Origin of the sequence: Hyphomicrobium sp. (assembly GCF_020852195.1) — a bacterium.
Taxonomy (GTDB): domain Bacteria; phylum Pseudomonadota; class Alphaproteobacteria; order Rhizobiales; family Hyphomicrobiaceae; genus Hyphomicrobium_C.
The window spans coordinates 25,536-42,442 of the sequence record NZ_JADZBI010000166.1; the positions used below are offsets into that span (position 1 = coordinate 25,536).

Consider the following 16,907-nt stretch of genomic DNA (forward strand, 5'->3'; position numbering starts at 1 on the left):
CCACGCAACACGTCTGACCACGAATCTACCGGAGCACCCGACCGCTATTATGACGGCTGCGCCGATGCATCGTGGCCACTCCCCCCACGGGAGCAGCCGTGCAAGCGGAATACTATCTGCGGCGAGGCCATTCAACCGGCACGGCACCGCCGACGTGCTTGTGCGGAGGTGCGTGGCACACGAGCGGCTCTCTCGCGCCGAGTTGGACTTGATCGTGAACGGCAGCGGCGGGTAGAGTCCGGCCGCAATCGTCGGGGCGCAGCGTCGGCTGCGTCTCGGTCACCGTCCTGCAGCCGCGCAAGCGAAAGTTGGCTTGGAAAACAAGGATGTGTCCCATGTCGCGTAGTGGCCTGTCCGTTCGAGCGGCTCCGATACGCACTCTATTGGCAGGTGTCGCGGTCTCGGCGTTTGCCTGTGCCGCAACGCTGGCCCAGGCCGCCGACAAGTTGATCGAGGTCCAGTGGTCGGACCCCGAGATCAAGAGCTTCGTCGCCGCCAACGCGACGCCGCGCTCGCTCGGTCCCACGGCGGACGACAAGCTCAGCAAGCTCAAGCTTCCCGTGCTGGCCTTCGACGCAACGCCGGGCGTCGTGGAGAACACGTTCCGCCTGGGCCCGCGCCCCGCGACGGAGCGCGATGTCGTAATGGATGAGGAAAATCCTGTCTGGTATCAGATCGTCGAGAACTATGGCGACGTGACGGTCTCGGTTTCGGGCGATTTGCGCGTCCAGCACACGTTCGCGCCGGACAAGTTCCCAGTCTACGAGAACACGGCCCGCGGCGCGGCGCCCCAGTCGGGACCCACCGTGTCCGTGTTCGACGACCGCGACCAGGGCGGCGAGGAAGGCTACCTGGCCGAGTACACAATCACCAAGTACGGCGTACCGTACACGGTGACGGTCGAGTGCACCGAGCAGGCCAAGGACGAGTGCCGCGACACGACGCAGATCTCCAAGGACAGCGATCTTTTGAAGCTGATCCGCGCCACCCCGCCCGCGCCATAGGGGGCAGCCGCATCCTCAGCGGCTTGGCGCGTCATCTTTTCTGATGCGTGTCTGGACCCCGACCTACGTCGGGGTGACGGTGGAAATGTCGGCAAAGCCGCTCGATCTTTTATAACGTCATCCCGGCAAAGCCTGCCCCGGCGAAGGCCGGGGGGCCGGGATCCAGACACGTATGCTGGATACGGTTCGGCCGCCGCTGGTCGAGCGGTCTCGAACTCGACGGTGTCACACCGCGAAGTTGCCGCTGACAGACAGGCGGCCGACGGTCTGCCCGCCGCCCGCCGCGAGGTCCGGTCCCTGCGGAATGCCATGGTCCATGGCGCGGATGGCGCCGTCACGCGCACCCGAGATCATGTTCTGACTGATGAGGCATGCTCCCGCCGCCGGATCGGCCGAGACCAGGATGCCGACACCCGCCGTGCGGATAAGGTTGCCCGTGATCGCCACGTCGCGTAAGTAGGCCCCCCAGCCGGCCACGATGCCGGCCGTCGGCGCGCCTTCGATGACGTTGCCGGTGACCGCCGCGTCCGCCTCCACGCTGATGCCTACGCCGCGCGTGTCGACAGGCTCGGCCTCGCGCCGGAACAGGTTGCGCACGAGGTTGCCCTGCACCACCGCGAGCCGTCCGCCCTCGTTGAAGTTGGTGACCGCGATGCCGCTCGCCGCCCCGTCGACGAGGTTGCCGGCGATCAGCGCCCCCTCGAAGGCGAACTCGGCATAGAGCGCCACCTCGCCGACGGTCCGGCAGGCGTTGCCGATCATCTGGATGTTGCCGGCACTGTTGGCGCGGATGGCGGAGTAGAGGCATTCGGCGATGCGGTTGCCGGAGACGAGCACGCCGCCCGCGCGGAACACATTGATACCGTTGCCGTTCTGGCCGCTGCCGCCACCCTTTGCCGCGATCCGCTCGATGCGGTTGGCCGTCACCACGCTGCCGTCGTCGCCCGGCGTGCTGCGCCAGATCTGGATGCCGTTGTTGGCGCACTCGGCAACCGCGTTGTGCGCGATCATAAGTCCCTCGGCGTCGAGGCTCATGAGGCCCGCTTGCGACATCTCCTTGAGCATACAGTCCGTCACGCTGCCGGACGACCGCAGAAGCGAGATGCCGTTGATGAGACCGCGCCGCACCTCGAGACCGGAGAGCGAGAGGCCGTCGCAGTCCTCGAGGGTAATGAGCCCCGTGGCGAGATGGGCATCCATGCCGAGCCCGTTGCCGTCGATCGTGAGACGCTCGAGCCGCACGCCCGGCGCCTTATGGGCCGTGAGGAAGGTCGCGCCGCCCGCGAATTCGATCACGGTCTGGCGCCCGGCACCGACCAGGTGCGTGTTTGCCCTTAGTTTGAGCGGTCCGACGCGGAACGTGCCTGGCGCGAGCGTCAGCGCAACGCCGCGCTCGGCGGCATGATCGATCGCTGCCTGCAGCGCCGCCGTCTGATCGGCTCCGTCGCCGGGCGCGATGGTGAGGGACGCCGGCTCCGCCGTGCTCTCCGCGGCGCGCGGGCCGGCAGCCGCTGCGGCGGCGAAGCCGGTCGAGGCGAGTCCGGCGGACAGAAGCGTGCGGCGATCGAGTGGCATGGGGTAGCTCCGGGCCGCCACTATGCCGCCGCCGGGTTAACGGTCCTTGACGCGCCGGCGCGAAGGGGGCGGCCTGCCGAGGCAGGTGCGGATGATCTCGAGCCCGCCGATCAGCGCCGTGCCCCAGTCGAACCGCATCGTGTTCGGATCGACATGCGCCTTGAGCAGGGCCGGCGGGATAACCTGCGGGATATGGAAGAAGCCGACCGCCTCGGGCTCGGAAATCTGCTCGGCGCAGATGAGCGACCGGTAGAGGATGGCGTTGCACAGGTAGCTGCCGGCATTGTCCGACGTAACGGCCGGAACGGAGAGCGCGTGCAGCCGGTTCTGGATGTCCACGGCCGGAAGGCGGGCGGCGAGCGTCTCGGGTCCGCCGCGCAGGACGGCGCTGTCGCGGGGCAGCGCGCCGGACGCATCCTCGGCGGGCCGGCGCGCGTTGCGGGCCAGGGTCTCGATCACGTAGGAGTCCGCATTGGGCGAAACGCCGAACTGCAGAACGAGCTTCGGCCGCTCGCGCTCGTAAAGATCCTCGAGCCTTTGGGGCGCCCGCTCCCACTCCGTCGGCAGGATGCGCGCCACCACGCGATGGGCGCTGAAGCGCCGCGCCGCAAGGTGGGCGAGCTTGGGCACGAACCTCTGGCTGGCGTTGTCGACAACGCCAGGAAATGGCCCGAAGCCCGTCAGAAGTATGGTGTCATGCCGCCGCATCGCTTCGGTGATAGCCACTTGAAAAGCGGGTTGAAAGAATGAAGCTTGCGCGATCTCGTTGATCCGTGGCGAGATCGGAATTACGCTTTGCTGCGCTTTTGTGGCCGCATGCGACAGGTGGGAATGCGATTGCGGTCCTTCAATGGCGCCACGTAACGTGCGGATTGGGGGAGGCGGCTTTGCGCAGGTTCGGTGTTCTGGCTCTCTGTCTTTCGGCAGTGGCTTTGGCTTCGTGTGGAGAGGCGCCGAAGAAGAAGAGCAGCGCCCCGCCGCCCACTGCCGAGGCGCCTTCCGATATAGAGGATATGAAGCCGGGGGCTCCCGCGCCCGGCGGCGCGCCCCCATCCGCGAATGGGGGCGGTGCGACGGAAAGCGCGACACCGGACTCCGACAGGTTCGAGTATGAGCTTCCGGCTGCGGAAGCGCCGAGCGACGACACGACGAGACGCCCGAGCTTCGGCGCCCCGCGCTCCGCTGCACCGCCGCCTGAGCCCATGCCAGCGCCGCCACCTCCTCCAGCCGCTTCCTTGCCCGACGCTGCCGGACGAGGTGCGCCGCCGCCCGATCCGGTTGGAAGCGGCGCACCGCCACCCGCGGGCTCGGCTCCGCCCCCTGCCGCAGCAACCCAGGGCGATTGGGATGTCGTGCCGGTCTTCTATGGCACCGACCGCGCGCAGAAGCAGAACGAGAAACGCGTCGACTACGGTAGCGAGCGCGGCCGCCGTCTCGAGCTCGGGCGCGCGCTCGTCACCGTTCCGAAGGTCCACAAGGTGCCCTCCATCGAGCGGCCCTGGGCCATCCGCGTCTTCAACATCACGCTCTACGAGGAGGCCGAGGACCCGAACCGCCATTTCACCATGGATGAGATCAAGGCCCTTTCGGAGGAAGAGTTCCTGGCGCTCGTGCGTGAGCGCCTCGCGACCTCGGCCCGTTACAAGGATCACGCCTTCATCTTCGTGCACGGCTACAACACGAGCTTCGACTACGCCGTCTATCGCACGGCGCAGATCGCCTACGATCTGAAGTTTGACGGCGCGCCCTTCGCCTATAGCTGGCCGTCGGGCGGCGGCCTCGCGAGCTACACCTACGACCGAGAAAGCTCCGGCCAGGCCGAGCCTTACCTCAAGCAATTCATGGAGCTGGTCATCAACAAGACCGGAGCCAAGTCGGTGAGCGTCATCGCCCACAGCATGGGCAACCAGCCGACGCTGCAGGTATTGCGCGACCTGCGCCGCGCCAAGCCCGATGGCGTCCAGATCAGCCAGATCATCCTCGCCGCCCCCGACGTCGATCGTGACAACTTCGAGAACATCGCGCGCGAGATCCAGGGGCTGGCCTCCGGCGTGACGCTCTACGCCGCCGGCAACGACCGCGCACTCACCGTGTCGCGGAACTTCTACGGCGGCATCCCGCGTGCCGGCGACGTTCCGGCAACCGGCCCTCTCGTGCTGCCGGGCATCGACACCATCGACGTCTCGGCCTCGAGCATGGACAGCCTGGGGCTCAACCATTCGGGCTACGCGGAGAACAACGCCCTGCTGCAGGACATCGCGGCCTTGATCGCGAGCGGCGTGCGCCCGCCGCGTCTGCGCACGCCGACGCTCGAGGAGGTCATCACCGACCGCGGCGCCTACTGGCGCTATCCCGTCGCCCGGCCGTAACCGCATCGACAGGGATTCCTTAACCCCGCTTTGCGACTGTTGCTGATCCCGGAGCAGTCGCCAAGTGGGAGCGTAGCAGGATGCGTGGCGTCGGAGTTCGAGGATCGCTGCTCGCTGGCGTGAGTACGGTGGCGATTCTCTTTTCTGTGCAAGGCCCCGTCGCCGCCGAGCTGGCAGCGGCATCTCCTGCCGAAACGAGCCCCACGGCGGCGCCCGCCCGCGACGATTACTACACGCGCCGCGCCAGAAGCATTCTCGATGCTGAGAAGGCCGCGGCTGCCAAGCCGCATCCCCTTGCGGCCTCCTATCCCGGAATGGACATCGTCGTCTGCGAGGCCGGCTGCCCGGATCGGAGAGGCGCGCACGTGGTCTTCGCGCGCCGGCACGTAGTCGCGACCGAGTCCCGCGAAGGCATGATGGTGCCGACCTCAGGCGAAGATCGCACGTTCGCAGCGTCCGCTTCGGCCGGCATCGCCTGCGTCGCCGGCTGCTATGGCGGCACGACCGTGAAGCACTCGGTCTCGGCCGGACGCCGTCCGATCCCCGTCGAGCGCATGGCCGCCCCTCCGCGCGACGTGCTCTCCCCCGTTCGCTAACCCATCTTGTGCCGGCGGAGCCTTACGCGGCCAGCGCCTTGCGCACTTTCTCCGCGTTTGCGGCAAGAACGGCGGGATCTTCCATCTTGCCGGAGTGCGGCTTGAGCGCCACGCCCTCGAAGCGCGGCACCACGTGGATGTGCAGGTGGGACACGCTCTGCCCGCCGGCCGGCTCGTTGTACTGGAAGATGCTGACGCCGTCGGCCGCGAACGCCTCCTTCACGGCGCGCGCCACCTTCTGCACGACGGGCAGGAGCTTCGCGAGCACGGCGCCGTCGGCGTCGAGCAGGTTGCGCGAGGCGGCCTTGGGCACGACCAGCGTATGCCCCGGCCCCTGAGGCATGACGTCCATGAACACGATCACGTCGTCGTCTTCGAGCACCTTGTGCGCCGGGATCTCCCCGCGCAGGATCTTGGCGAAGACGTTGCTCTCATCATAGGCCATCGTGCGTGCCCCCAGGCTGCGGTCGAATGCTGGCTCTCTAAGCACCGTCGTTTGGGCTGCGCAAGCCCCTCGTCCGACCGTAGCGTTCGCTGAAGCTGGCGTAGATCCCGACCTGCGTCGGGATGACGGCCAGATTGGGCACTCGGCCAGCATACAAGAGACGTCATGCCGGCGTAGGCCGGCACCCACGCAAGTCTCCACGCCTCGACGGCGGACGTTGCGCGACGCCGCAACACAAAAGGCTGGATCAACCGTCCTTCTTGAACGGCCCATGCTCGCGCAGAAGCGCGTTGATCTCCGCCACCTCGCCGCGCTCCTCCGCGAGATAGCGCGCCACCGCTGCCTCGAGGCGCGGGTCGGCAAGCCAGTGCAGCGAATAGGTCGTCTCCGGCAGATATCCGCGCGCCAGCTTGTGCTCGCCTTGCGCGCCGGCTTCCGCACGCGCGAGCCCGTGCGCGATCGCGTAGTCGATGGCTTGGTAATAGCAGAGCTCGAAATGCAGGAACGGATGGTGCTCGTTCGCGCCCCAGTAGCGCCCATAGAGGCAATCGCCACCGATGAGGTTCAAGGCGCCCGCCACGAGCTTTCCCGCGCGCCGCGCAAGGATGAGGAGGCACCGGTCCGCCATCGCCGCGCCGAGCAGCGAGAAGAAGCGCCGGTTGAGATACGGCCGCCCCCACTTGCGCGAGCCCGTATCCATGTAGAAGGCGAAGAACGCATCCCAGTGCGCTTCCGTGATCTCCGGCCCGCTGACGGAGAAAATCTTGACCGCCGCCTGCGCCTCCGCGCGCTCCTTGCGGATCTGCTTGCGCTTGCGCGACGAGAGCGTGCCGAGGAAATCTTCGAACGACCGGTAGCCTGCGTTGCACCAGTGGAATTGCTGGCCGGTGCGCTTGAGGAACCCCTCGCCGCCGAGCCGGCTCCATTCGCCTTCGGTGAGGAACGTGACATGCACCGACGAGGCGCCGATCCGATCCGCCACCGCGACCGCCGCGTGCGCGAGCAGCTTCTCGGTCTCGGCCTGCATCGGGCCGGGGCGCGCGAGGAACCGCCGCCCCGGCACGGGAGTGAACGGAACCGCCCCCTGCAGCTTCGGATAGTAGCGGCCGCCCACCCGATGCAGCGCCTCGGCCCAAGCGTGATCGAACACGTACTCGCCCTGGCTGTGCGATTTGGCATAGAGCGGCATCACGCCCGCGACCGTGCCGCCCGGTCCCTCGAGCACGAGGTGGTGCGGCACCCATCCCGTTCCCTGCCCGACCGTCCCGGCTTTTTCCAGCGCATCGAGGAAGGCGTGCGCGAGAAAGGGATTGTAGGTCGCGGCATCGGGGTTCGCACACGCATCCCACGCCTCGGCGTCGATGACATCGATGCGCGGCACGGCCTTCACGATCATCTGCTCGGCATCGCCCAACGCAAACTCCTTGTGCATCCCTTTCATCGTCATGGCCGCCCCCTGAGGCAGCCATCCAGGAGCCAATGCTCGAACGTTAGCGTGTTTGCCCCCGGATGGCCGGGTCAAGCCCGGCCATGACGGGGGAGGCGTGCGCAGCCTGCGCCAGCCACGCGTCGAGGTCGCTGAGCGCACGCCGCGACATGAGACGTTTCTTTTCCGTCCCGCGCTCCTTGCCCTTGAGCTTGCGTCCTTCCGCGCCCGCGACAGGCGCCGTCTCGAGCGGCGGCAAGAGGCCGTAGTTGATGTTCATGGGCTGGAAGGAGGCCGAGCCCGCATCCAGAAGGTGCCCGCCGGTAATATGGGAAAGGAGCGCGCCGAGTGCAGTGGTCGGCGGCGGCGGCCGCAGGGATTCGCCCTTGCGCTCGGCCGCGGCGAAGCGCCCCGCCAGCAGCCCGATCGCTGCGCTCTCCACATAGCCCTCGACGCCGGTGATCTGCCCGGCGAAGCGCAGCCAAGGCGCGGCCTTGAGGCGTAGCGCTCCGTCGAGCAGCTTCGGCGAGTTGAGGAACGTGTTGCGATGCAGCCCGCCGAGCCGCGCGAACTCGGCTTCCGCGAGCCCCGGGATCATGCGGAACACGCGCGCCTGCTCGCCGTGCTTGAGCTTGGTCTGGAAGCCGACCATGTTCCACAGTGTGCCGTGCGCGTTGTCCTGTCGAAGCTGCACGACGGCATAGGGCCGCCGCCCCGTTCGCGGATCGGTGAGCCCCACCGGCTTCATAGGCCCGAAACGCAGCGTGTCGCGCCCGCGCTCAGCCATCACCTCCACGGGCAGACAGCCGTCGAAGTAAGGCGTGGACGCCTCCCACTCCTTGAACGAGGTCTTCTCGCCCGCGAGCAGCGCATCGATGAACGCCTCGTACTCCTCCTTCGACATCGGGCAGTTGAGGTAGTCGGCACCGGTGCCACCGGGTCCCGCCTTGTCGTAGCGCGATTGCCGCCAGACGATCGTCTGGTCGATGCTGTCGAGATGCATGACCGGCGCGATGGCGTCGAAGAACGCGAGCTCGCCTTCGCCGGTAAGCGCGCGCACGGCCTCGCTGAGCGCCGGCGACGTCAGCGGTCCCGTCGCCACGATGACGCTGTCCCAGTCCGCGGGCGGCAGTCCCGCCACCTCTTCGCGCGCGATCGTCACCAGCGGATGCGCGGCAAGCCGCTCCGTGACCTCGGCGGAGAAGCCGTCGCGGTCGACGGCGAGCGCGCCGCCGGCGGGCAACTTGTGCAGGTCGCCCGCGGCGAGAATGAGCGAGCCCATGCGCCGCATCTCGGCGTGGAGCAGGCCAACGGCGTTGGTCTCCCACTCGTCGGACCGGAACGAGTTCGAGCACACGAGCTCTGCGAGCCCGTCGGTCTTGTGCGCGTCGGTCATGCGGATCGGGCGCATCTCGTGCAGCACGACCGGCACGCCGGCCTCGGCGATCTGCCAGGCGGCCTCGGAGCCGGCAAGGCCCCCACCGATCACGTGAATGGGACTGAAGGTTGTCATGTGCCGAGCCTATCACAGCTCGCGCCGGGGCTCGTCAACCTGCGACAGCGGGACCGGTCAGTGGTACCCCTCGCCATGCCGCACCTTGCCGCGGAACGTGTAGTAAACGAACACCGTATAGGCGAGGATGATCGGCAGCAGGATGAGCACGCCGACCAGCATGAAGAGCTGCGACGACGGATGCGCTGCCGCCTGCCAGACGTCCAGCGTGGGCGGCACGATATAAGGCAGGTTCGAGACCGCAAGCCCGAGGAAGCCGAGCAGAAAGAGCGCAATGGTGGCGACGAACGGCGCCGTCTCATGCTCCTTCTGCAGGCCCGACCAGCAGCGCCATGCGGCGTAGGCCGTGAGCAGCGGCACCGGCGCCAGCAACAGGAAGTTCGGCATCGTGAACCAGCGCTCGAAGATGCGCGGGATGGCGAGCGGAGTCCACAGGCTGACGATGGCGAGCGCCGCCAGCACCACGGGCAGCAGCAGCTTGGCCTGCCTGCGTGCTTTCTCCTGCACCGCGCCGTCGGTCTTCATCACGAGCCAGGTCGCGCCCAAGAGCGCATAGCCGGCCACGACGGCGATTCCGGTCAAAAGTGAGAACGGCGACAGCCAGTCGAACGTGCCGCCCGCGAACGCGTTGTCGCCGACCGTAATGCCTTCGAGGAGGTGGCCGAGAATGATGCCCTGCGTGAACGCGGCGGTGATCGAGCCGCCGGCGAACGCGAGGTCCCACATCTGGTGATGCGGCTTCGCCACCCAGCGGAACTCGAAGGCGACGCCGCGGAACACGAGCGCGAGCAGCATGATCAGCACCGGCAGATACACGGCCGGCATGATGATCGAATAGGCGAGCGGAAAAGCGACCAGGAGCCCGCCGCCGCCGAGCACGAGCCACGTCTCGTTGCCGTCCCAGAACGGCGCCACCGAGTTCATCATCTGGTCGCGGTGCGCTTCCTCCGGGCTCGCCGGGAACAGGATGCCGATGCCGAGGTCAAAGCCGTCGAGCACGACGTACAGCGCCACCGCCACGCCGAGCACGACGACCCAGATCAGCGGCAACCAGTAGGCAAGGCCCTCCATCGCTCACCTCGTTCCTTCGATGGCTTCGTGGGCCGCTTCCTCCGCAGCCGACAGCGGCCGCGACGGCACGCCCTCGGATGTCTTCACCGCGGCGCCGATCGGCCCTTTCTCGATCAGGCGGTTGATGTAGTAGACGCCCATCGAGAACACGACAGAGTAGACGATCACGAACAGGATCAGCGTCGTCAGCACGGCACCCGCAGACACCGGCGAGGCGGCGTCCGCCGTGCGCAGGATGCCGTGCGCGAGCCAGGGCTGCCGCCCGGTCTCCGTCACCCACCATCCGGCCAGGATGGCGATGAAGCCGGCGGGCCACGAGAGCGACAACGGATAGAGGAACCAGCGCGTCTCGAACAGCCGGCCGCGCCACCACAGGAACGCGCCCACGAGCCCGGCCGCGATCATCAGGAGGCCGAGCCCCACCATGACGCGGAAGGCGAAGAATACGGGCTTCACCGGCGGCCGGTCCTCGGGCGCGAAGTCCTTGAGGCCCTGGATGCGGCCGTCCAGCTGATGCGTGAGGATCAGGCTCGCGATGTTGGGAATGGAGATTTCAAAAAGGTTCCGCTCCTCGGTCTCCGAGGGCCAGGCGAAGAGCACGAGGTCGGCGGGCTTGCTGCCGTCCCAGTGGGCCTCCATCGCAGCCACCTTGGCCGGCTGGTGCTCGAGCGTGTTGAGACCGTGCTGGTCGCCGATGAAGAGCTGCAGCGGCGCCAGCAGCGCCACCATGCCGATGCCCATACGCAGCATCGTCTTCGCCTCCTCGAGGAAGCGGCCCTTGAGCAGGTAACGCGCCCCCACGGCGGCCACCACAAGCGAGGTGGTGAGAAAGGCGGCCGTGAACATGTGCGCGAAACGGTAGGGGAAGCTCGGGTTGAAGATGATCTCGAGCCAGCTCACGGGATAGGCGATGCCGTCGCGGATCTCGTGCCCGGCCGGCGTGTGCATCCAGCTATTGGCAGCCAGGATCCAGAACGCGGAGAGCGAGGTTCCGATCGCCACCAGCACCGCCGACGTGACGTGCAGGCCGGGCGGCACGCGGTTCCAGCCGAACAGCATGATGCCGAGGAAGGAGGCCTCGAGGAAGAACGCCGTCAGCACCTCGTAGCCGAGCAGCGGGCCCAGCACGTTGCCGACCACGCGCGAGAAGCCGCTCCAGTTGGTGCCGAACTCGTAGGAGAGGACGATGCCGGACACCACGCCCATGGCGAAGCTGACCGCGAAGATTTTCGTCCAGAAGCGCGCCAGCCGGTGCAGGTGCTCCTGGCCGGTCATACGCCAGCGCACGAGCAGCGTGGCGATGAAGGCGGCGAGCCCGATCGTGAAGCTCGGGAAGATGATGTGGAAGGAGACGGTGAAGGCGAACTGAATGCGCGCCAGGAATGTCGCGTCGAAATCCATGGAGCACCGTTTCGCTATGAAGGTTGATGCAGCGCAGCACGCAAACACGCCGATCACCGCCGCATTCTGGCGCGCATCGCTCGGCGCGTCGAGCCCCTAGGGGCGGAACGCGGCCCCGTTTTCTGGCTTGAGGGTTCAAAGCGTGGTATGACACCGGCTCGTGTTTGTTCAGGAGCACGGAGGAAAAACCCATGGATACAAAAGTCGTAGTTGCTATTGCGGCCGCCATCGCCCTGGCGGTCATCGCTTACACGGCATTGTCGCCGTCCACGGAGACCACGACGCCCGAAGCTGCGTCTCCGACCGCAGCGCCGAGCCCGGCGCCCTCGGCGGAGACCACGCCCGCGCCGACCCCGCCGCCTGCGAGCGAGCCGTCTGCTGCTCCGTCTCCGACGCCGGAAGCACCGTCGACCGAGACGCCGTCCACCACTCCCTAAGCGTATCCGAGGGAATGGCCTGAGATATCTTGAGGTTGGCTCTGGGAACAGATTCCGGAGGCGGGATATTGCGTCTGCACCCTGGCCGAAAACGCGGAATGCTCTGTTAACGTCTTTTCACGCGTCGGCGCGGCATCCGGTCATGCTCATGACATAAACAAGTCTCGCGATGCGATCTCCGGGCACCCACCCGGAGATCGCAAACAGAAACTTGGACCCCCCAAAAAATAACATGTGGAGCTACCGCAAACGCATCGACCAGGACCTCGTGCGCTGGCGCGAGGCGGGCTGGGTCACGCCCGAGGGCGAAACGGCCATCCGCCAGGACCTCGAGAAGGGCGTGCGCACCCTGGGCCTCGCCAATGCGCTCGCCATTCTTTCCGCGGTGCTGATCGGCTTTGCGGTCATGAGCTTCGTCGCCGCCAACTGGCAGACGATGCCTCGCATTCTGCGGTTGTCTCTGATGCTCGCCGCGCTGTGGGGCTCCTATGGACTGGCCGGCCTGCTCGCGCGCCGCGGCATGACGGGCTTCGCCAACGCCGCCATCCTGCTCGGCGTCGGCATCTTCGGCGGTTCGATCATGCTGATCTCGCAGATGTACCACATGCACGGCAATCCGGCCGACGCCGTGCTGCTGTGGGCCGGCGGCGCGCTGCTTGCCGGTGTCATGCTGCGCTCGAACCCTTCGCTCGCCTTTGCCATGGTGCTGGTCATCTACTGGGGCGTCTCCGAGGCGCTGCGGCTCGAAAAGGTGTTCTGGCCGTTCCTCATCCCATGGGCGCTCATCTCCGCGGCCTACTATTGGCAGCGCTGGCGGCCGGGCCTGCACCTCTCCGGCCTCGCGCTCGCCGGCTTCGTCATCAGTCTCGGCTACCGGCTGAACGACGGTCACGCCCATGGCCTCGTGGTCGCGGCGGGCCTTGCCGTCATGGCGGCCGCGATCGCGGGCGAGCGCCTGCAGCCGGACCGGCCCGCGCTCTGGTCGGGCGCCTTGAACTACGGCCTCGTCATCGCGCTCGCGGGGCTGTGGGCCCTGCAGTTCTTCGAGGAGCCCGCACTCGATGTCTTCATCCTCCTCGCCGTGCTGGCGCTGGCCTTGCTGATCGCCGCGATTTTCTGGGGCCTGAGGTCCGGCAACCGCGGCGCGCTGTGGCTCGGCTATGTCGGCTTCTCGGTGGAGATCCTGGCCATCTACGGCAAGACCATCGGCACGCTGCTCAACACCTCTCTATTCTTCCTGGTGGCAGGCCTGATCGTGTCGGGCCTCGCCGCCGTCGCTTACCGCCTCCACGCGCGAGGCGAGCCTCAGCCCGCAACGCCGTGACCCGCAATCGATGACCGGAGCCGCGCCATGATCAAGCTGTCGCCCGCGTCCTGGCTCGCCGTCGCCATCGTCGCCCTCGTGCAGACGGTCGCGCTCGCTAGCATGGTCTACGGCCGCGTCGCGCTGCTGCGCGACGGCCGCGAGATCGTCGCCGAGGTGATCCCGGTCGACCCGCGCGACCTCTTCCGCGGCGACTACGTCATCCTCGGCTATACATTCGGCCGCGCGCAAGTGACGGTGCCCGAGGACATCAATCAGGGCGACAGGATCTACGTCACGCTGCGCGAGGCCGCGCCCACGCAGTGGGAGGTGGTCGGCACGTCATCCACGTGGCAGCAGCCCTCCGATCCGTCGCACGTCGTCCTCAAAGGCATCGTCGACTACGTCTACCGTGCCCAGAACGAGGCGCCGAAGGCATCCGTGCGCTACGGCATCGAGAGCTACTTCGTGCCGGAGGGAACGGGACGCGAGCTCGAGAAGCAGGTGCAGGACAAAAAAATCTCGGCCGCGCTCGCGGTCGGCTCGGACGGCGACGTGGCCATCAAGGCGCTCATCGTCGACGGCCAGCGCGTACACCAGGAGCCGTGGTTCTAGCTCTTCCTCTTTCCCTCCGCCGTCCTTGCGGGGAAAGGGGCAGCAGCCGACCACGCGCAGCGCACGGCTGGCGCGGCGCACGGTCCTTTGCTAAGCGGACGGGCGAGAATTCATCTGAACGGAGCCCACCCCGCCATGAGCATCACGCGTTACGAGACGACGGAGATCTATTCCAAGGCCGCCGAAGCAAACGGCTTCGTCTTCACGGCCGGCATCGTGCCATCCGATCTCACGCGCGACGTCAAAGGCCAGACCGAGGAGGTGCTGGGCGAGATCGACCGCCTTCTGGCGCTCGCCGGCACGTCGAAATCGAACGTGGTGCAGGCCACCATCTGGCTTGCCGACATCCGCCATCGCGAGCAGATGAACGAGGCCTACAAGGCGTGGACCGGCGGCAAGGACACGCCGGTGCGGGCCTGCGTCGAGGCCAAGCTGGTCGATCCGCGCATGCTGGTGGAGATCAGTGTCGTCGCTACGAAGTAGCGCAAACAAAAATTGCGAAGGAGCGCGAGCAAGGACTGCCAAGCGCAACTGACGCAAGTCAGAAAGCAACCGCAAAAGAATGGGAGCCACGAAGCCGTGGCCACGTAAGGACACAGCGAAGCTGCACCCTGCATTTTTCCGACTTCTCCGCTCCACTTAGGCTTTCCTGTGACGTGTTTGCCTCGGCGAATCCCGATTCGCCGGCAGGCTTCGCGACGCCTATCGAGCCTCCCGGGTGAATCGGGCACACTCGGCCTCGCACGGTTGAAATCGAAAGAGGCGACCATGTCGGCAATCGGAATTCTGAAAACGTCGGCTGCGGCGGCCTTGATGGCCGCGCTTGCCGCTCCTGCAGTGGCGGATGATACGGGCTTCGCCTACATGCACGACCTGCGCCGCGAAGGCGGCAAGACCTGCTTCACCGATCACTATCACTATGGCAACGGCTCGGGAGCGACGAAGGCTGCCGCGCAGAAGGACGCCATCGGCTCGTGGGCGAGCTTCACGGATTTCGAGTACGGCAGCGACTGGGCCCGATTCTCGCGCGCGGCCAGCAAGAGCATTTCGTGCTCGGGATCGGCGGGCAGCGTCTCCTGCCAGATCGAGGCCCGACCCTGTAAATAAGGTATTCTATCCTTTTGAAATAAAGAAATAAATGTGGGCTGGGAGGCCGCGGTTCTGGAACCGCGGCCCCTACTTTTTTGCACCTGTGCCTGTATTGCAACGCATGCGCTCTTTTGGCATGGTCCCGCGCGCGTCTCGAACGGGGGCGAACTGCGAGTTTCGGTTGATGCCGGCGCACAACCGTGCGAGGTCGCAGCCAACGAGCTGGCCAGATAGGGGAAAGTTTCAATGACAGAGATTCTTTGGGGGATCGTCGCCTGCGGGGCGCTCTCGATCCTCTATGCCGTTTTCACGGTTCAGTCGGTGATGAAGGCCGACGCCGGCAACGCGCGCATGCAGGAGATCGCTGGTGCCATCCGCGAGGGCGCCCAGGCCTATCTCAACCGCCAGTACCAGACCATCGCCATCGTCGGCGCCGTCATCTTCCTGCTCGCCTGGATCCTGCTCGGAGCGGCAGTTGCCTTCGGCTTCCTGATCGGCGCCGTGCTCTCGGGCCTCGCCGGCTATATCGGCATGAACGTCTCCGTGCGCGCCAACGTGCGCACCGCGCAGGCCGCCACCGTGTCGCTCGGCAAGGGCCTCGACATCGCCTTCAAGGCGGGAGCGGTCACCGGAATGCTGGTGGCTGGCCTCGCCCTCCTCGGCGTTGCCATCTATTATTACATTCTGACCGAGCTCCTGGGTTACGCCACCGCTGACCGCACCGTGATCGACGCGCTGGTCGCGCTGGGCTTCGGCGCCTCGCTGATCTCGATCTTCGCCCGTCTCGGCGGTGGCATCTTCACCAAGGGTGCGGACGTCGGCGGTGATCTCGTCGGCAAGGTCGAGGCCGGCATCCCGGAGGACGACCCGCGCAACCCGGCCACCATTGCCGACAACGTCGGCGACAACGTCGGCGATTGCGCCGGCATGGCGGCCGACCTGTTCGAGACCTACGCCGTGACCGTCGTCGCCACCATGGTGCTCGCGGCGATCTTCTTCCACGACCAGACGAGCCTCGCGTCGCTGATGGTCTATCCGCTCGCCATCTGCGCGGCCTGCATCGTGACCTCGATCATCGGCACGTTCTTCGTCAAGCTCGGCGCCAACAACTCGATCATGGGCGCGCTCTACAAGGGCTTCATTGCCTCCGCCGTGCTCTCCGTGGCCGGTCTGTGGGCAGCGACGTACGTCGTGCTCGGCGGCCTCGGCTCGGTCTTCACCACCTCGTCGGGTCTCGTGATCTCCGGCGCGAGCCTGTTCTTCTGCGGCCTCGTGGGCCTTGCGGTGACGGGCCTCATCGTCTGGATCACCGAGTACTACACGGGTATCGGCTACCGCCCCGTGCGCTCGATCAGCCAGGCCTCCGTCACCGGCCACGGAACCAACGTGATCCAGGGCCTCGCGGTCTCGCTCGAGGCGACGGCGCTGCCGACGCTCGTCATCGTCGCCGGCATCCTGATCACCTACAACCTCGCCGGCCTCTTCGGCACCGCCATCGCCACCACGACCATGCTCGGCCTCGCGGGCGTCGTCGTGGCGCTCGATGCCTTCGGCCCGGTCACCGACAACGCCGGCGGCATCGCCGAGATGTCGGGCCTGCCGAAGGAGGTGCGCCGCTCGACGGACGCGCTCGACGCCGTCGGCAACACCACCAAGGCCGTCACCAAGGGCTATGCCATTGGCTCGGCGGGCCTCGGCGCGCTCGTGCTGTTTGCGGCTTACAACTACGATCTTCAGTACTTCATCCAGAAGGCGAACGAGGCAGGCTCGACCTCGTATCAGTTCTTCAAGGGCGTGGAGACGAACTTCGGCCTCGACAATCCGTATGTCGTGGTCGGCCTCCTGCTCGGCGGCCTCATCCCCTATCTGTTCGGTGGCATCGCCATGACGGCCGTCGGCCGCGCCGGCTCCGCCATCGTCGAGGAGGTGCGCCGCCAGTTCAAGGAGAAGCCGGGCATCATGAAGGGCACCGAGCGCCCGGATTATGCCCGCGCGGTCGACATGCTGACGCGCGCTGCGATCAAGGAGATGGTGCTGCCGTCGCTGTTGCCGGTTCTGTCGCC

At 66.9% G+C, this 16,907-nt stretch carries 17 protein-coding genes; 8 read left to right on the plus strand and 9 right to left on the minus strand.

Annotated elements, in window-relative coordinates; translation table 11 throughout:
* Positions 1–335 precede the first annotated feature (335 nt).
* The gene (locus IT540_RS14035; protein WP_291179051.1) at positions 336–1,004 is read left to right on the plus strand and encodes a hypothetical protein; all 669 of its coding nucleotides are present in this window, start codon (positions 336–338) and stop codon (positions 1,002–1,004) included.
* 225 nt (positions 1,005–1,229) lie between these two features.
* Here IT540_RS14035 and IT540_RS14040 read toward each other — a convergent pair whose 3' ends face one another.
* The 3 genes from IT540_RS14040 to IT540_RS14050 all read right to left on the minus strand — a co-directional run bounded on the left by IT540_RS14040 (position 1,230) and on the right by IT540_RS14050 (position 3,783).
* Positions 1,230–2,579, minus strand: coding sequence for a TIGR03808 family TAT-translocated repetitive protein (locus tag IT540_RS14040; protein ID WP_291179054.1), 1,350 nt, complete (start codon positions 2,577–2,579; stop codon positions 1,230–1,232).
* Between the two features lie 36 nt (positions 2,580–2,615).
* Positions 2,616–3,305: a pyroglutamyl-peptidase I gene (locus tag IT540_RS14045; RefSeq protein ID WP_291179057.1), complete on the minus strand. Its 690-nt coding sequence runs from the start codon at positions 3,303–3,305 to the stop codon at positions 2,616–2,618.
* Between the two features lie 121 nt (positions 3,306–3,426).
* Positions 3,427–3,783, minus strand: a complete 357-nt coding sequence (locus IT540_RS14050) for a hypothetical protein (RefSeq protein ID WP_291179060.1) — start codon at positions 3,781–3,783, stop codon at positions 3,427–3,429.
* Between the two features lie 148 nt (positions 3,784–3,931).
* Here IT540_RS14050 and IT540_RS14055 point away from each other — a divergent pair, with 148 nt between their 5' ends.
* Both IT540_RS14055 and IT540_RS14060 read left to right on the plus strand, forming a co-directional pair.
* On the plus strand, positions 3,932–4,948 hold the full coding sequence (locus IT540_RS14055; protein ID WP_291179063.1) for an alpha/beta hydrolase: 1,017 nt from the start codon (positions 3,932–3,934) through the stop codon (positions 4,946–4,948).
* Positions 4,949–5,028: 80 nt separating this feature from the next.
* The gene (locus IT540_RS14060) at positions 5,029–5,544 is read left to right on the plus strand and encodes a hypothetical protein (RefSeq protein ID WP_291179066.1); all 516 of its coding nucleotides are present in this window, start codon (positions 5,029–5,031) and stop codon (positions 5,542–5,544) included.
* A 22-nt stretch (positions 5,545–5,566) separates the two neighbouring features.
* On the opposite strand, the gene IT540_RS14065 is transcribed toward IT540_RS14060, so the two are convergent.
* The 6 genes from IT540_RS14065 to IT540_RS14090 all read right to left on the minus strand — a co-directional run bounded on the left by IT540_RS14065 (position 5,567) and on the right by IT540_RS14090 (position 11,827).
* A complete protein-coding gene (locus tag IT540_RS14065; protein WP_291179067.1) occupies positions 5,567–5,989 on the minus strand; it encodes an HIT family protein in 423 nt (140 codons plus the stop codon).
* A 247-nt stretch (positions 5,990–6,236) separates the two neighbouring features.
* Positions 6,237–7,430 carry a GNAT family N-acetyltransferase gene (locus IT540_RS14070; RefSeq protein ID WP_291179091.1) on the minus strand — a complete coding sequence of 398 codons (1,194 nt, stop codon included), beginning with the start codon at positions 7,428–7,430 and terminating at the stop codon, positions 6,237–6,239.
* A gap of 49 nt (positions 7,431–7,479) precedes the next feature.
* On the minus strand, positions 7,480–8,928 hold the full coding sequence (trmFO, locus tag IT540_RS14075) for a methylenetetrahydrofolate--tRNA-(uracil(54)-C(5))-methyltransferase (FADH(2)-oxidizing) TrmFO (protein WP_291179069.1): 1,449 nt from the start codon (positions 8,926–8,928) through the stop codon (positions 7,480–7,482).
* Positions 8,929–8,985: 57 nt separating this feature from the next.
* The gene (gene cydB / locus IT540_RS14080; RefSeq protein ID WP_291179072.1) at positions 8,986–9,999 is read right to left on the minus strand and encodes a cytochrome d ubiquinol oxidase subunit II; all 1,014 of its coding nucleotides are present in this window, start codon (positions 9,997–9,999) and stop codon (positions 8,986–8,988) included.
* 3 nt (positions 10,000–10,002) lie between these two features.
* Complete coding sequence (locus tag IT540_RS14085) at positions 10,003–11,400, minus strand: cytochrome ubiquinol oxidase subunit I (RefSeq protein ID WP_291179074.1); 1,398 nt, start codon at positions 11,398–11,400, stop codon at positions 10,003–10,005.
* Between the two features lie 247 nt (positions 11,401–11,647).
* Positions 11,648–11,827 carry a hypothetical protein gene (locus IT540_RS14090; protein WP_291179076.1) on the minus strand — a complete coding sequence of 60 codons (180 nt, stop codon included), beginning with the start codon at positions 11,825–11,827 and terminating at the stop codon, positions 11,648–11,650.
* Between the two features lie 242 nt (positions 11,828–12,069).
* On the opposite strand from IT540_RS14090, the gene IT540_RS14095 reads away from it, so the two are divergent.
* The 5 genes from IT540_RS14095 to IT540_RS14115 all read left to right on the plus strand — a co-directional run.
* Entirely contained in the window at positions 12,070–13,161 is a 1,092-nt protein-coding gene (locus tag IT540_RS14095) for a DUF2157 domain-containing protein (RefSeq protein WP_291179078.1), read from the plus strand.
* 27 nt (positions 13,162–13,188) lie between these two features.
* The gene (locus IT540_RS14100) at positions 13,189–13,755 is read left to right on the plus strand and encodes a GDYXXLXY domain-containing protein (RefSeq protein ID WP_291179081.1); all 567 of its coding nucleotides are present in this window, start codon (positions 13,189–13,191) and stop codon (positions 13,753–13,755) included.
* Positions 13,756–13,890: 135 nt separating this feature from the next.
* Positions 13,891–14,238 carry a RidA family protein gene (locus IT540_RS14105; RefSeq protein WP_291179083.1) on the plus strand — a complete coding sequence of 116 codons (348 nt, stop codon included), beginning with the start codon at positions 13,891–13,893 and terminating at the stop codon, positions 14,236–14,238.
* Between the two features lie 285 nt (positions 14,239–14,523).
* On the plus strand, positions 14,524–14,862 hold the full coding sequence (locus IT540_RS14110) for a hypothetical protein (protein WP_291179085.1): 339 nt from the start codon (positions 14,524–14,526) through the stop codon (positions 14,860–14,862).
* Between the two features lie 228 nt (positions 14,863–15,090).
* Positions 15,091–16,907: sodium-translocating pyrophosphatase (locus IT540_RS14115; protein WP_291179088.1), on the plus strand; the 1,817-nt coding region annotated here is incomplete at its 3' end.